Here is a 14,060-nt window from a genome sequence, read left to right on the forward strand (position 1 = left end):
CGTTCCGCGGAACGCACTTTTCATGATCAGATAGACCTGAGAGGGATTCGGGGAAGATCCAACACCCCTCACGTCTATATGGTCATGAAAACACCTGTGGGCGCGCCGTCCCCGGCTCGCAGCCACTGCCCCACACCCCGCCCCTGGTCTTCGGCGCAGTCGGCCGAGTTCTCCTGCCCTGTCCGCCGGCGGGGTGGCCGGGTTGGCAGAACTACCGAATATCCGGGCTGGGTGGGCAGCCGTCCCCGGCGCGGGCCCAGGCCCGTTCGGGACGAGCCCGTCCCTGCCGGGTGGGTGCCCACCTTGCGGTGGTCCCGTTCCACACCCCTTTATCGATGATCAGCGGTCAGATCGACGGCGTGCCACCTCCGGTGACCGGCGGGATCAGGACCTGCAACGAAGTCGCGCGGCTCAGGTCCCTGTCCCGTTGGCCAAAGCCGTTTCGGAGGGGTTCAAAATCGGCACCACAGCCAGGTGGGCACGGACTCGGCCGTCACGGTCTCGTCCGGAACGGCCTGGGCCTGCGTCGGGAACGGCCGCCCGGACGACCACGATATTCGTTGCTGTACCCCACCCAGCCACCCTCGGCGCGGAGGACGGGCTCGGCGCCGGACCGATTGCGTGTGAGACCCCGGGTGGCGGCGGGGCAGGAAGTCTCGAGCCGGGGACGGCGCGCCCACCGCAACCGGGGCTACGAGGCAGGGCCACGGGGAGGAGCAGCGGCAGGCGCTGGGACGAGGTGTGCTCCCACCCCGTGTCCGATCACGCCCCCGGATTCGCGCCACGCACCCCGTCGACGGGTGGCGCGGAGAAGGGAGGGGAGTTGACGTCGCGGACCGGCTGCCGCACGACCCGGTGAACGTCCGCGGCCACCCGAGCCTCTAGGCCGTGAGCCCGCCGTCGACCGGCAGCACCACGCCGCTGACCTGGCCCGCACGATCGCTCAGCAGCCACGCGGCGGCCTCGGCCACCTCGGTGGTCGTGCCGGCCTTGCGCAGCGGAACGGCGTTGAGCCGGGCCGCCACGGCGTCCGGATCGTTCTGCCGCCACGCCGTGAGCATCGGGGTCTCGGTGGGGCCGGGGGCGATGGCGTTGACGCGGATGCCGAGCGGGCCGTTGTCGTGCGCCGCGGTGCGGGTGAGCCCGATGACCGCGTGCTTCGTGGCCTGGTAGGCGCCCAGGCCGGTGTTGCCGCGGTACCCGCCGATGCTGCTCGTGTTGACGATCGAGCCGCCGGAGTGGCGCATCGCGTGGATCTCCTCGCGCAGGCACAGCCAGGTGCCCTTCACGTTCACGGCCATGACCCGGTCGAAGTCGTCCTCGGAGACGTCGTCGAGCCTGCCCTGCTGGTTGATGCCCGCGTTGTTGAAGGCGCCGTCGAGGCGGCCGAACCGGTCGAGCGTCGCGTCGACGAACCGCGCGACGTCCGCCGCGACGCTGACGTCGCCCGCGGTGGCGGCGACGTCGTGGCCTGCCTCGGTCAGTTCGGCGGTGAGGTCGGCGAGCACGTCGCGCGAACGGGCGGCGAGCATGACCGAGGCGCCCTCCTCGGCGAAGAGCCGGGCCGCGTCGGCGCCGATCCCGGTGCTCCCGCCCACCACGAGGACGATCTTGCCGGCGAGCAGGCCCGCTCCGGGTCGCGTGCCCTCGGTCATGCCATCTCCTCAGTCCTGGGCAGGCTGGTCCGCTGCGCCCCCTTCAACGCGAGCAGCTCACGGGTCCGCGCCGGGCTCGCCGGGGTGCGGCCCATCTCCTGCACGATCCGCACGATCTTCTCGACCTGCTCGGCGTTGCTCCGCGCGGGGCGCCCGGCGCCGAGGTAGAGACCGTCCTCCAGCCCGACCCGCACGTGCCCGCCCAGCTGCGCCGCCTGCGTCGCGACCGCGAACTGGTTGCGCCCGCCGGCCAGGGCGGAGAACACGTAGTCGTCACCGAAGAGGCGGTCGGCGGTGCGCACCATGTGGTGGACGTGGTCGAGGTCGGCGCCGATCCCGCCCAGGACCCCGAACACGCCCTGCACCAGGAACGGGGACCGCACCAGGCCGCGTTCGACGAAGTGGGCCAGCGAGTGGAGGTGGCCGATGTCGTAGCACTCGAACTCGAACCGGGTGCCGCGCCCACCGAGGTCGGAGAGGATCGTCTCGATCTGGGTGAAGGTGTTGGCGAAGATCTGGTCGGCCGAACCGAGCAGGTAGTCGCGTTCCCAGTCGTAGCGCCAGTGCTGCACCCGGGCCGCCGCGCCGGCGAAGTTGAAGTTCATCGACCCCATGTTCAGCGAGGCCAGCTCAGGGGCGAACGTGCGTGCGGCGGCGAGCCGGTCGTCGATGCTCATCCGGGTCGAGCCGCCGGTGGTGATGTTCACGACGGCATCGGTGCCCGCGGCGATCGGCGCGAGGAACTGCGCGTAGACCGCCGGGTCCGGGCTGGGGCGGCCGTCCTGCGGGTCCCGGGCGTGCAGGTGCAGCACCGCGGCGCCGGCCTCGGCGGCGCCGAGCGCCTGCTCGGCGATCTGCGCCGGGGTGATCGGGAGCGCCGCGGACATGCTCGGCGTGTGGATGGAGCCGGTGACCGCGCAGCTCACGATCACGTCGTCGCTGGACCTCACGCGGCACCGTCGCCACGGGTCGCGGCGGGCTCCTCCCCCGGCGGGGCCGGGTAGTCGTCGGCGTTGAGCACCCAGCCCGCGCGCTCGGAGAAGTCCGCCCGCGGCGGGCTGAAGATGTCGATCAGCTGGTTGCGCCCGGTGCCGCACGCCCGCGTCGTGTGGACCGTGGGCGGCGGGATGACCGCCACCGACGGGCTGCCGACGACGCGGTGCTCGTCGGGCCGCCACTGGTCCATGTCGGGCGTCCACGGCGTGCGGATGTGGTGCTCGAACTCGCCCGCCACCGCCAGCGAGCACTGCTGGAAGTCGTCGTGGTGGTGCGGGGAGAGCTTGTTGCGCGGGCGCGGCCCGTCGAACGGCTCCAGGAAGTTGACCATGAACGACCGGGTCCGGTAGATCCGGCCGAACCGGCCGGGCTCGGCCGGGACCTCGTCCGGCCGGTACACCCGCAGCCGGTCGCCGCCGGCCGGGGCGGGCCACGGCTGCAGCGGCGCCACCCGTGCGTGCGGCTCGGCGTAGTCGGCGGCGTTGACCGCGAGCTCGGCGAGGTCGGTGCTGCGGTCGTCGAACAGCCGGACCGGCTCCACCTCGGCGCAGGCCCGGACCGAGGAGTCGCCGGCCGGGACCACGACCACCGCCACCCCCCGGATCTCGCGGCACTCCCCCGCGGCCTCGACGACGACGTGCGCGTCGGCCGCGGTGAGCAGGAGGACGTACTCGTGTTCCTGCGCGGTGCGCTCCAGGACCTGCCCGGGCGCCAGCCGGGACAGCGCCACGACGAAGTTCTGCCCGCGCACCACCCAGGTGCGCCCGGAGCGCTCGTCGTCGATCCGGGGGGTCTCGTCGAACTCGGTGTAGGCGGGGGCGGCGATCGGTGCGTCCAGCGCGACGGCGCGGGTCTGCGTCGTCGTGACCAGCGCGGACCGCGGATCGGTCGGGTCGTACACGGCAGGTGTCCCTTCTGCGCAGCGGATGGAGGTCAGTCGAGGCCCAGCAGGTAGGTCGGGTTGTCGACGAGCATCCGGCGGAGGTTCTTCTCGTCGACGCCGTGGTCCAGCAGGGCGGTCGTCACCTCGATGAACGCGTCGACCGGGCGGGTGCGGCCGATCTGGCCCAGGTCGGAGGCGAGCACGGTGCGCTCGACACCGACCGCCTCGATCCACTCCAGCAGCACCTCGATGCCGAAGTGCTGGTGGTCGTCGGGCAGGTACATGCCGACCTCGTGCTCGACGAACACACCACGCTCGGCCAGCGCCACGCCCTGGGCGACGGTGAGGTCGGTGATGAAGTTCGGGTGGCTGACCGCCATGCGTTCCACACCGCGCTCGACACCGACGGCGAACAGCTCGGCCATGTCGTCGGGGTGCAGGTGCCCGCCGTTGAGGACGGCGCCGGACTCGGCGACCACGTCGGCGACCTGGACCACCTCGGGGCGCAACCGGCCCTCGTCGTCGTGGAGGAGCACCGGGACGGTCGTGAGCTGGACGGCGCTGCTCGGGAACCCGAGCGCGAGGGCCTCCTCCTGGAACTCGATGTGGCGCCGGGAGGAGAAGGTCGGGAACCAGACGATCTTGCCGCCCATCCGCACGCACATCTCGACGGCGTACGGGTTGATCCCGCCGACCTGGTTGTTCAGCACGATGCCGCCGAACACCCGGGTGCTGATCCCCTCGAACGAGCGGTGGGCCGCCTGCAGGTCCATCACCGTGTTGTGGTGGTGGGACTTGGCCACGAACGCCCTCATGTTGATCCGCTGACCGTCGCGCGCGCCGTCGACGTGGTCGAACTCCCGCGGGAACGGGCCTGGACCGGAGTGGCAGTGCAGGTCGACCATCCCGTCGAGGATCCGGGCGACGGCGGGGCTGGCTTCCATGGGTCCTCCTGACGACGGCGACCGCACCGACAGTGGACGACCACATGCTGCACTGTCAATCCATCATGTGAACGAGAGACCGTCTCACTCGCGAGCACAACCGTGATACGCACCTTGTTTTGTTCGCATGGCCGTTGCTGTGTCCACGATGCGGTAGTACGGTCGATACCGTCGTCAGGGCACCCAGGCACACTGCGCGGCGTGAACCGCCAGTTCTCATCGCGAACGGAGACTCGGATGTCCGACAGGAACGACGACACCCGGTCCGGGGGCACCGAGATCCAGGCCGTGGACCGCGCGGCCCAGATCCTGCGGCTGTTCGGACCAGAGACCCCCGAACTCACGGCCGCCGAGGCCGCCGAACGGCTCGACCTCAACCGGACGACGACCTACCGGTACTGCACCTCGCTGGTGTCGGCAGGCCTCCTGGAACGCGGTGTCGCTGCCGGCACCTTCGTCCCCGGAGCGCTGCTGCTGCAGCTCGGGGCGTTCGCGATCGGGCGGCGCAAGGTCGTGGACCTCGCGCCGAACCACATGCGCGAGCTCTGCACGACGACCGGCCTGACCACCGTGCTCAGCCTGTGGGGGTCGACCGGTCCGATCGTCTCCCGGGTCGAGGAGGATTCGACCCGGGCCGTGGTGGTGACCGTCCGCGTGGGCACCCAGCTCTCGCTCGTGACGGCGCAGGCGAAGGTCTTCCTGGCCCACATGGTCGACCAGCTCCGGGTGGATCGCCTGCTGGGCAGCGTGCCCGAGGGCAGCCGGACCGAGCTGGTCCGCGAGGTCCGCGAGCTCGCCGGCACCGACCGCGTCGCGCTCGGCGCGGACGGCTTCGGCGTGCACGCCATGGCCGCCCCCGTCTTCGACGAGTACAGCATCTGCGCCAGCCTCGCGCTGATCGCCACCGACGACATGCTGCCGCTGGAGCCCGAGAGCCGTGTCGCCGTCCAGCTGCGCGAGACCGCCCGCTCGCTGAGCAAGGCCATGGGCGCGGAACGCCGCCCCCAGCGCTGACCCCGCCCCGGCCGCCGGGGCCCGATCGGAGGACACCGATGTCCACGACGTCCAGCAACCCCGTGCCGCCCGCGGCGAACACCGCCCGGGACCCCGGGCGCGCCGCCCTGCGCGGCGGGATCTTCGGCTACTACGCCGACCAGTTCGACATCTTCGTCCCGATCGTCACGCTCGCCCCGGCGATGATCTACTTCCAGGCGGCCGACATCTCGACGACCGCGGCGGCGTGGATCGCCGCCGGGGTGTTCGCCTCCACGCTCGTGGCCCGCCCGCTCGGCGCGGCGGTCTTCGGCCACTTCGCCGACAAGGTCGGCCGGCGGATCACCACCATGGTCGCCGTGGCCGGTTTCGGCGTGTCGACGCTGCTCATCGGCCTGCTGCCGGGCCACCAGCAGATCGGCAGCTGGGCGATCGTGGCCCTGATCGGGCTCCGCTTCGTCGCCGGCATCTTCCTCGGAGGCGAGTACTCCACCGCGGTACCGCTGGCCATGGAATGGAGTCCCCGGGACAAGCGGGGGCTGGCCAGCGGCCTGATCACCGCCACCTCCCCCGCGGCCACCGCCACGATCGCCGGGCTCACCCTGCTCCTGCTCACCGTCCTGCCCTCGGCCGGGCTCGACAGCGCCTACGTCCAGTGGGGATGGCGCATCCCGTTCTTCATCGGCGCCCTGCTCGCCGTCGGGCTGTTCGTCTACTACCGGCGCAACGTCGAGGAAGCGCCCTCCTTCGACGCCGCCGAGGCGACCGGATCCCCGCTGCGGGAGCTGCTCGGCGGGCGGCACCGCCGCGCCCTCCTGCAGGTGTTCGTGCTCATGACGGGCACCTGGATCCTCACCAACATGGGCGTCGCGGTGCTGCCCGCGACCCTCAAGAACGACGTGGGCCTCGACGACCGGAGCGTCACCGTGATCATGATGATCGCGCCGCTGGCCTGCATCGTGGGCTTCCTCGTCTGCGCCGTCCTGTCCCAGCGCATCGGGCGACGCCGCTTCTACATCGGGTTCGGGATCGTGGCCGCCGTGCTCGCCTCTGCGTGCTACCTCGGCATCACCACGCTGGGAGCCGACGACGTGGTCCTCGCCGGGGTGCTGGCCGCCGCCATGCAGGTGCTGTCGCTGTCGCACTTCGGACCCATCGCCGCCTACCTCACCGAGCGGTTCCCGGCCTCGATCCGGGCCACGGGCTACGGCGTCGGGTACAGCCTCGCCCTCATCATCCCGGCGTTCTACGCCTTCTACCTCAGCGGGCTCTCCGCGGTCATCGGCGCCGCCCTCGCACCGGCCGCGCTGATCGTCCTCGGAGGAGCGCTGGTGGCGGTCGGCGCCGCGCTCGGCCCGGAGACGCGCGACGTCGACATGGCACCCGGCGCGGTCCACGCGCTCAGCGAAGGCGCGACCTGATCGCCGCGTACGCCGCCGTCACCCCGGTGGTCAGCGTCGGCTCCAGCACGGGCGCGAAGTGCGGCGAGTGGTTCGAGGGCACCGGGTCGTCGCCGTCGACCACCTCGTCCGGCATTCCGCCGAAGAACCAGTAGACGCCGGGCACACCGATCGCCTCGGGCAGGTGACCGAAGTCCTCGCTCCCCATCCGGGGGTCGGTGGTGCTCACGGCGTCGGCGCGCAGCACGCCGGTGAGGGTGCGGGTGAGCTGCTCGGTGGCGGCGGGGTCGTTGTACAGCAGCGGGAACGTGTAGAGCTCCTCGACGTCGGGCTGCGGCGCCCCGGAGGCCTGGGCCTCCGCGTCGATCACCCGGCGCAGCGCCGCCAGCACCCGGTCCCGCACCTGCAGGTCCAGGTTGCGGACGTTGACCGTGAACTCGGCGACCGAGGGGATGATGTTCTCCTTCAGCCCCGCGTGGAAGCTCGCGATCGTGATCACGGCCGCGCGCTGCGGGTGCACCTCCCGGGAGACGATGCTCTGGATCCGCACCACCATGTGCGCCGCCAGCACCACCGGGTCGATCGTCGCCTCCGGCTGCGAACCGTGCCCACCGCGACCGTGGACCGTGACCCGCCAGCTGTCGGCCATGGCCATCGCGGCGCCGCTGGTGACCTCGACGGTGCCCGCGCGGCCCGGCCACACGTGCTGGCCGAACACGACCTCGGGCCTCGGCACCCGGTCCCACAGGCCGTCGGCGACCATCGCCTCGGCGCCCGCGCTGGTCTCCTCCCCCGGCTGGAAGAGCAGGACGACCGTCCCGGACCAGGACTCGCGGTTGTCGGTGAGCAGCGTGGCGGCACCGATCGCGCACGTGACGTGGACGTCGTGCCCGCACGCGTGCATCACCGGCACCTCGGTGCCGTCGGCGAGCCGGCCCCGCGCGGTGCTGGCGTACTCCAGCCCGGTCAGTTCCTGCAGCGGCAACGCATCGGTGTCCGCCCGGAACGCGACCACCGGGCCGTCGCCGTTGCGCAGGACGGCGGCCACCCCGGTTCCCCCGACGACGTGGGTCTCCCACCCCAGCTCGTCCATGCGCTGCCGGATCAGGGCGGCCGTGCGGTGCTCCTGCATCGACAGCTCCGGTGCGGCGTGCAGCCCCCGGTACAGGGAGTGCAGGTCGTCCTGCAGCGCGGCGGGGATCTGCGGGGGCGCGGGGAGCACGGTCATGGGCTGTCCTTCGTCTCGGGGCGGCCGGGCGCCGGGTGCTGCACCGATCGGTTGCGCAGGAACCAGGCCAGGATCATCGTCACCAGCACTACCAGCGCAGTCGCGAAGTTGGCCAGCACGGGCACGGTGGGCACCAGCAGCAGCTGGGTCACGGCGGCGACCACCACGGCGATGACGGTGACGCGGGGCTGCTTGACGAATGCGGCCAGCTGCACGACGACCGCACCGATGATCGCCGGGAAGATGTAGAGCCGCGCCACCTCCACGACGCTCTCCGGGAGCACGCCGACCAGCCAGGTGCCCAGCGCCCCGACCAGCACCAGCAGCGAGACGACGTGCACGACCACGGCACCGCAGATCGCCATCACGGCGGCCAGCTCGGCGCGCCTGGTGCCCGGCTTGGCGTCGATCGCGACCTGGGCGACGATCGCCGAGGGCAGCAGCTTGTTGGCGATGTTCCCGATCATGAACGCCTGGTACATCGCGGCGGGCCCGAGCACCGGGAAGTAGGTGATCGGTTCGATGACCCAGACCGCGGCGAACACGGCCGCCACCGCGAGGAATCCGGTCCACAGCTCGGCCTGCGACGGCTGCAGGTCGGTGAGGAACACGAGGTAGGCGGGCGCGGACCAGGACAGGAGCAGCCCCAGCAGCATGGTGATCCGTCCCCACCGCGAGGTGGTCCGGTCATAGCGCTCGTAGGCCGCCTGCTGGCTGTCGGTCGACGTCGACACGGCATGTCCTCCGCGGGTCCGGGCTCGGTGTCAGGACGGGGGCGCGAGACCGGCGCCGTGGGCGAAGTAGGCCACGGCGAGGCCGACGATGATGGAGATCCCCAGCCCCCACTCCCGGAGCCAGGCCTGGCGCAGCGCCCTCGCCAGCGCCAGGCAGGCCGTCATGGTCAGAGCGGACACGATGACCGTGATGATGTGCACGGACGTCTTGCCCAGCTCGGCGATGCCCAGCGAGGCGAACGCGCCCAGCAGGGCGGCCGAGGGGACGATGGCCATCAGCGCCGGGTTCACCGACCGCAGCCGCACGTCCCCCCGCTTGAGCAGCGGGGTGAGCACGAGTGTCGCGACCATCCACATGCCCCCGGACAGCGCCATCGCGAAGAACGCCACCGCGAACACGTCCGCGGTGTAGTCCGCACCGCCGAGATCGGCACCCATGGTCGCCGACGCCAGGCTCGCCGACGACACCTCCGTGGCCGCGGAACCGACCAGCCCGATCCGGATGAGCACGGCGGGAGTGCCGAAGAGCGCCAGCAGGGCCACCGCCACGATGGCGATGGCGAGCGAGGGGCCGACGGCCGCGACCGCGCCGGAACGGAAGGACGTGCGCAGGTCCTGCCGGCTGAACCCGATGTCGGGACCGGCGGACCGAGCGGCCCTGACGTAGATCAGCGTCTGCAGGATGATCACGCCGAAGACGGCGAGCGCGCAGAACCACAACACGGGGAGGTTGGCGTAGTCGGACACCGGTGCGGTGGCCGTGCCGGCACGGACGGGCGTCATGGCCGCTCCCAGGCAGGGGTCCTGTCGCTGGAAGGTAACAGTCAGATCTCGACGCCGCAGGCCTCTCGCCCCCGGGACCGCCGGCGCACGAGCAGCACGACGAGCACCGTCACCGCGGCGATCGCGGCGGGCCCGCGCCACCCCGCGCGCGCCGACGCACCGGCCGCCGCCGTCCGCAGGGCGGCGACGGTCTCGTCCCTCCCGGCCCGGGCCCGCTCCGCGACGTCGAACCGGGCGGTGAGCTCCGTGGCCGTGGCGCCGACCTCGGCGCGCAGCTCGTCCACTTCCTGGTGGCGCTCGTCGCCCAGCTCCTCGATCTCGCTCTCGATCTCGATCTCGGCCTCGAGCTCCTCCACCGACATCGTCGCGCCGTCCACGACGGGCCGGTCGGGCGCGACCGGATCGCCGCCCGACCGCGTACCCCCCGAGCGCGCGGTGTCACCCGTGTTCGGAGTGCCCTCCGGAGTCGAGCTCGTGCGCATCGTGCTGCTCCCGTCTGCCGGCCGTCCTCCTCGCGGGATGACCACTTTGCCGGGCGCTCAACCGGCTTGCCCCCGAACGCGATCCGCCGGACGATCATGCAGGTGGACCCGAGCGTGCAGAAGATCATCGATGAGCTGACCGGGGCCGGGGAGCGCCACGACGCCACCCAGCCCGACCGGTTGCGGCGGTGGCGGGTGCTCGAACCCGACGCGGGCCGCTTCCTGCGGCTCATGGCCCACACGACCGGCGCCCGCCGGATCGTCGAGATCGGCACCTCGCGCGGGGTGTCGACGTTGTGGCTCGCGGAGGCCGCGCGCACACTCGGCGCCACGGTCCTCAGCCTCGACACCGATCCCGCCGCCCAGGCCGACGCCCGCCGCAGCACCGCGGAAGCGGGCCTGGGCGACCGGGTGGAGTTCCGGGTCCAGGACGGCGGCGAGGCGCTGTCCGCCATGGCGGACGGCGAGGTCGACCTCCTCTTCCTGGACGCCGAACGCACCGAGTACCCCTCGTGGTGGCCCCATCCCGTGCGCGTCCTGCGCCCCGGTGGGCTCCTCGTCGCGGACAACGCCCTCTCCCACCCCGGCGAGATCGCCCCCTTCCACGACCTCCTCGTGCAGGACCCCGCTCTGCTCGTCACCACGATCGCGGTGGGCAAGGGCGAGCTCGTGGCCCTGCGCCGGTGACCGGTCCGGTCGACGCCCCGTGGAACATCCCGGGGCCGGCAACGGTTGGACCCGGTGGCCGCCGAGTACCGTCGACGGCCGTGAGAGCACGGGGAGGCGAGCAGATGGCGACCGATCGCGCGATCCTTGCGGGTGGCTGCTTCTGGGGAGCGCAGGAGCTGCTGCGCAAGCGCCCCGGAGTCGAGTCGACCCGCGTCGGCTACTCGGGCGGCGACACGCCCAACGCGACCTACCGCAACCACGGTGACCACGCCGAGGCGGTCGAGATCGTCTTCGATCCCGAGGTCATCACCTACCGCGAGCTGCTGGAGTTCTTCTTCCAGATCCACGACCCGTCGACCGCCAACCGGCAGGGCAACGACATCGGCCGCAGCTACCGGTCGGCGATCTACTACACCTCCGAGGAGCAGCGGCAGGTGGCGCTCGACACGATCGCCGACGTCGACGCGTCCGGACTGTGGCCGGGTCCGGTGGTCACGGAGGTCACGGCGGCGGGCCCGTTCTGGAACGCCGAGGAAGAGCACCAGGACTACCTGCAGAAGATCCCCTACGGCTACACCTGCCACTTCGTGCGGCCGGGCTGGGTGCTCCCGCACCGCCAGGTCGGGTCCGCCCGGGGCTGACCCGCCCCACCGGCGCCGAAGCCGAGAGCCCGCCCGCGGGGATCCTCCACGGGCGGGCATCGTGGCGTGTCCGGCCGTTCCGGAACAACATGCATGCACCGCGCGTTGGGATACCTGGTCCCGCGATCGCGGGACGTCTTTCCGCGCCGCCACCGGGCGTCGCACCCCACGAACCACCGCGCCCGCGCGCGCACCTCGCGCGCGGGCCGCCCCGACGTGCTGGAGGTGGCACCTCATGCTCATCCACGACGACTGGCGGCAGCTGGCCGCCTGCCGGGACGAAGACCCGGAGCTGTTCTTCCCGGTGTCCGAGCTGGGCCCGGGCGCCCGTCAGACCGACCACGCGAAGGCCGTCTGCGCAGCCTGCCCGGTGCGGGCCCACTGCCTGGACTACGCGCTCGACAACGCCCTGGACCACGGCATCTTCGGAGGGACCACCGAGGCCGAGCGCCGGAGCCTGCGGCGCCGCGGCGCGGCCTCCCGTCCGGCAGCGTGACGCGCGCACTCTGAGGTACCGAGCGCCCTGACCACACGCGGTCGTCGGCTTCGATCACCCGGCGGTGCCCGGTGTGAGCCGCACGCCAGGGTCCTGGCCACCGCGCTCACGTACTTCTCGCAGGCGGGCTGGCCACCATGATCGCCAGGAGTGGTGTGAGGGCGTCACATCTGTCGCTCTCACACCATTTCTGCTGATCATGACCGCCTCGCGTTCCGCGAAAAGCCCGTGGCGCGCCGTTCCCGGTTCGCGACCATTGCCTCGGCACCCCTGTGCCGGTCTTCGGCGCAGTCGGCCTGGTTCCCGCTGCTCCTGTCCGTTGGCGGGGTGGCCGGGTTGGCAGAACTGCCGAATATCCGGGCTGGGTGGGCGGCCGACCACGATATTCGTGGCTCGTACCCAACCCGGCCACTCCCGGCGCCCACCGCGACCCGCCCTACGAGGCAGGGCCACGGGGAGGGACAGTGGCGGGGCGCCGGGCGAGGGGTGCGCACGCACCCGTGTCCCGTGATGCCCCCGGATTCGCGCCGCGCACCGTCAACCGGTCGCGTCACCGGAGAGCGGGGCGTGCGCGGCATGATCCGGTGAACGTCCTGGACGCCGCCCGGCCGACGAGGGTGTCGCCCGACCACCGTCCTCGCGAATTTCCGCGGCGCTCAGAACCCCAGCGCCTGCCGCAGCTGCGGCGCGTGCCGGCGGGAGACCGGCACGGTCTCGCGGGAGCGCGCGTCGGTGGCGAGGAACAGCGCGCCCTTGAAGCCCTGCTCCACCTCCCGCACCCGGGCGAGGTTCACCAGGAAGCGGCGGTGGACGCGTAGGAAGCCCTTGTCACCGAGCTGCTGCTCCAGGCGGTCGAGGCCGCGGGTGGCGGATACGAAACGCCCGTGGTCGGTGGTGAGCCAGACGGAGTTGTGGTCGGACTCCGCGAAGCGGATCTCGCGGGGGTCGAGCAGGACCCATCGGTCCTCCCGGAGCGCGACGACGCGGTGGGGCACCGGGCGGGCGTGTCCGGGGCCGAACGCGGGCTCGGGCGGCGACTCGGGCGGGGCGGACCCGTCGGCTGCCCCGAAGGCGAGCAGCACGCCGATCACCTGAGGCCCGGTGAAGACCGGATGGACCGCGACCGACACCGAGGCCCCGAGCAAGGGCACGAAGACCTGCGTGGCGCCCTTCCAGTCGGGATCCTTGCGGGCGCGTTCGACGGCGTGCCGGGCCAGGCGCGGCAGCGTGGCGAACTGGGGGGTCCACCGGTGCGCCGGCGCGTACGCGGGGGTGTCCGCGGGCGTGCCCATCAGCACCGCCGCCTCGCTGTTGGCGAGCACGACGCTGCCGGCGAGGTCCACGGCGGCCAACGGGGTGCCGGGCGCCACGCGCGCGTCGGCGAACGCGGCCGCCAGCAGGGTGCCGCTGTGGTGTGCCCGCTGCCGCAGCTTCGCCTCGGTGCCCGCGGCGACCTTGGCCAGCCACGGCAGCGCCGTGTCGGACAGCGGCTTCTGCCAGCACGAGATGTTGAGGACGGCGAGCGGGTCGTGGGTGACGACGTCGCGCACCGCGACACCCGCACAGGCCCAGCCCTGGAAGCCGCGGCACCAGTGTTCGGGGCCCCGGACCATCACGGGGCGGTGGCTCTCCAGCGCGGTGCCCATGCCGTTGGTGCCGCTCGCCCACTCCGACCACGTGGACCAGGGCGCCAGGTTGCTGTCCGCGGCCAGGTGCACGATCCGGCGGCTCCCCCAGGTGCCGAGCACCCGGCCCGCGGGGTCGGCGACCGTGACCAGCCCGTCGAGGCCCTCGACCTCCCGGGCCGCCGCGCCGGCCATGCCCCCCAGCTCGGCGATCACCACGTCGTGGTCGATCGAGTGGGCTCCCACCTCCGCCGCGGCAGGCGCCCGGTCCAGGTGCGGGTCGACCTCGTACTCCTCCCTGCACCGGTACCAGGACATGAGGATCTCCGGCCGCACACCCTCGACCGATTCCATGCCGGCCGAGAAACGCTCCCACGCCTCGGTGATCGTCCGGAGATCCTCACCTTCGAGCGCCACGCCGCTCGTTGCGGCGTAGGCCCCGTTCGTTCGCGCTTGTGCTCCGTTCATCCCATCCTCCTTTGGGCGACGGCAAGGAGCGATCAGGATCGGCGACCACCAGGCGCGCACCGA

At 72.3% G+C, this 14,060-nt stretch carries 14 protein-coding genes; 5 read left to right on the top strand and 9 right to left on the bottom strand.

The genetic code is table 11. The features are described 5' to 3' along the window. Positions 1–881 precede the first annotated feature (881 nt). From CFP66_RS29240 to CFP66_RS29255, 4 genes are read right to left on the bottom strand one after another with little or no spacing between them, the layout of a single operon-like run. Positions 882–1,655, bottom strand: a complete 774-nt coding sequence (locus CFP66_RS29240) for an SDR family NAD(P)-dependent oxidoreductase (protein WP_094928421.1) — start codon at positions 1,653–1,655, stop codon at positions 882–884. Next, positions 1,652–2,605, bottom strand: a complete 954-nt coding sequence (locus CFP66_RS29245; protein WP_094928422.1) for a 3-keto-5-aminohexanoate cleavage protein — start codon at positions 2,603–2,605, stop codon at positions 1,652–1,654. Before CFP66_RS29245 ends, CFP66_RS29240 begins: the two co-directional genes overlap by 4 nt. Then, the gene (locus tag CFP66_RS29250) at positions 2,602–3,552 is read right to left on the bottom strand and encodes a hypothetical protein (protein WP_094928423.1); all 951 of its coding nucleotides are present in this window, start codon (positions 3,550–3,552) and stop codon (positions 2,602–2,604) included. The genes CFP66_RS29245 and CFP66_RS29250 overlap by 4 nt, the downstream gene beginning before the upstream one ends. A 32-nt stretch (positions 3,553–3,584) precedes the next feature. Next, positions 3,585–4,478 carry a DUF6282 family protein gene (locus tag CFP66_RS29255; RefSeq protein WP_094928424.1) on the bottom strand — a complete coding sequence of 298 codons (894 nt, stop codon included), beginning with the start codon at positions 4,476–4,478 and terminating at the stop codon, positions 3,585–3,587. 237 nt (positions 4,479–4,715) lie between these two features. Here CFP66_RS29255 and CFP66_RS29260 point away from each other — a divergent pair, with 237 nt between their 5' ends. Both CFP66_RS29260 and CFP66_RS29265 read left to right on the top strand, forming a co-directional pair. Further along, positions 4,716–5,492 carry an IclR family transcriptional regulator gene (locus CFP66_RS29260; RefSeq protein ID WP_094928425.1) on the top strand — a complete coding sequence of 259 codons (777 nt, stop codon included), beginning with the start codon at positions 4,716–4,718 and terminating at the stop codon, positions 5,490–5,492. Positions 5,493–5,530: 38 nt separating this feature from the next. Then, the gene (locus CFP66_RS29265) at positions 5,531–6,892 is read left to right on the top strand and encodes an MFS transporter (protein WP_094928426.1); all 1,362 of its coding nucleotides are present in this window, start codon (positions 5,531–5,533) and stop codon (positions 6,890–6,892) included. On the opposite strand, the gene CFP66_RS29270 is transcribed toward CFP66_RS29265, so the two are convergent. The 4 genes from CFP66_RS29270 to CFP66_RS48095 are packed head-to-tail and all read right to left on the bottom strand — an operon-like array spanning position 6,873 to position 10,098. Beyond that, entirely contained in the window at positions 6,873–8,099 is a 1,227-nt protein-coding gene (locus CFP66_RS29270) for an amidohydrolase (RefSeq protein WP_094928427.1), read from the bottom strand. The two genes, CFP66_RS29265 and CFP66_RS29270, sit on opposite strands and share 20 nt — an antisense overlap. Next, positions 8,096–8,833, bottom strand: coding sequence for a hypothetical protein (locus tag CFP66_RS29275; protein WP_094928428.1), 738 nt, complete (start codon positions 8,831–8,833; stop codon positions 8,096–8,098). Before CFP66_RS29275 ends, CFP66_RS29270 begins: the two co-directional genes overlap by 4 nt. Positions 8,834–8,863: 30 nt before the next feature. Further along, positions 8,864–9,616 carry a DUF5058 family protein gene (locus CFP66_RS29280; protein ID WP_094928429.1) on the bottom strand — a complete coding sequence of 251 codons (753 nt, stop codon included), beginning with the start codon at positions 9,614–9,616 and terminating at the stop codon, positions 8,864–8,866. Between the two features lie 41 nt (positions 9,617–9,657). Further along, positions 9,658–10,098 carry a hypothetical protein gene (locus CFP66_RS48095; protein ID WP_094928430.1) on the bottom strand — a complete coding sequence of 147 codons (441 nt, stop codon included), beginning with the start codon at positions 10,096–10,098 and terminating at the stop codon, positions 9,658–9,660. A 102-nt stretch (positions 10,099–10,200) separates the two neighbouring features. Between CFP66_RS48095 and CFP66_RS29290 the strand changes: the two genes are divergently transcribed. The 3 genes from CFP66_RS29290 to CFP66_RS29300 all read left to right on the top strand — a co-directional run bounded on the left by CFP66_RS29290 (position 10,201) and on the right by CFP66_RS29300 (position 11,904). Beyond that, positions 10,201–10,785: an O-methyltransferase gene (locus CFP66_RS29290; RefSeq protein WP_198961735.1), complete on the top strand. Its 585-nt coding sequence runs from the start codon at positions 10,201–10,203 to the stop codon at positions 10,783–10,785. A 104-nt stretch (positions 10,786–10,889) separates the two neighbouring features. Beyond that, the gene (msrA, locus tag CFP66_RS29295; protein ID WP_094928432.1) at positions 10,890–11,408 is read left to right on the top strand and encodes a peptide-methionine (S)-S-oxide reductase MsrA; all 519 of its coding nucleotides are present in this window, start codon (positions 10,890–10,892) and stop codon (positions 11,406–11,408) included. A gap of 235 nt (positions 11,409–11,643) precedes the next feature. Beyond that, positions 11,644–11,904, top strand: coding sequence for a WhiB family transcriptional regulator (locus CFP66_RS29300; RefSeq protein ID WP_094928433.1), 261 nt, complete (start codon positions 11,644–11,646; stop codon positions 11,902–11,904). 656 nt (positions 11,905–12,560) lie between these two features. Here CFP66_RS29300 and CFP66_RS29305 read toward each other — a convergent pair. Next, positions 12,561–13,997: a DNA-binding protein gene (locus CFP66_RS29305; RefSeq protein ID WP_094928434.1), complete on the bottom strand. Its 1,437-nt coding sequence runs from the start codon at positions 13,995–13,997 to the stop codon at positions 12,561–12,563. Positions 13,998–14,060: the final 63 nt, after the last annotated feature.

Origin of the sequence: Pseudonocardia sp. MH-G8 (assembly GCF_002262885.1) — a bacterium.
Taxonomy (GTDB): Bacteria; Actinomycetota; Actinomycetes; order Mycobacteriales; family Pseudonocardiaceae; genus Pseudonocardia.

Bases quoted from the DNA above. Each gene is read 5' to 3' on its own strand.
- CFP66_RS29240 (WP_094928421.1), bottom strand. From the start codon at position 1,655: ATGACCGAGGGCACGCGACCCGGAGCGGGCCTGCTCGCCGGCAAGATC.
- CFP66_RS29255 (WP_094928424.1), bottom strand. From the start codon at position 4,478: ATGGAAGCCAGCCCCGCCGTCGCCCGGATCCTCGACGGGATGGTCGAC.
- CFP66_RS29260 (WP_094928425.1), top strand. From the start codon at position 4,716: ATGTCCGACAGGAACGACGACACCCGGTCCGGGGGCACCGAGATCCAG.
- CFP66_RS29265 (WP_094928426.1), top strand. From the start codon at position 5,531: ATGTCCACGACGTCCAGCAACCCCGTGCCGCCCGCGGCGAACACCGCC.
- CFP66_RS29270 (WP_094928427.1), bottom strand. From the start codon at position 8,099: ATGACCGTGCTCCCCGCGCCCCCGCAGATCCCCGCCGCGCTGCAGGAC.
- CFP66_RS29280 (WP_094928429.1), bottom strand. From the start codon at position 9,616: ATGACGCCCGTCCGTGCCGGCACGGCCACCGCACCGGTGTCCGACTAC.
- CFP66_RS48095 (WP_094928430.1), bottom strand. From the start codon at position 10,098: ATGCGCACGAGCTCGACTCCGGAGGGCACTCCGAACACGGGTGACACC.
- msrA (WP_094928432.1), top strand. From the start codon at position 10,890: ATGGCGACCGATCGCGCGATCCTTGCGGGTGGCTGCTTCTGGGGAGCG.
- CFP66_RS29300 (WP_094928433.1), top strand. From the start codon at position 11,644: ATGCTCATCCACGACGACTGGCGGCAGCTGGCCGCCTGCCGGGACGAA.
- CFP66_RS29305 (WP_094928434.1), bottom strand. From the start codon at position 13,997: ATGAACGGAGCACAAGCGCGAACGAACGGGGCCTACGCCGCAACGAGC.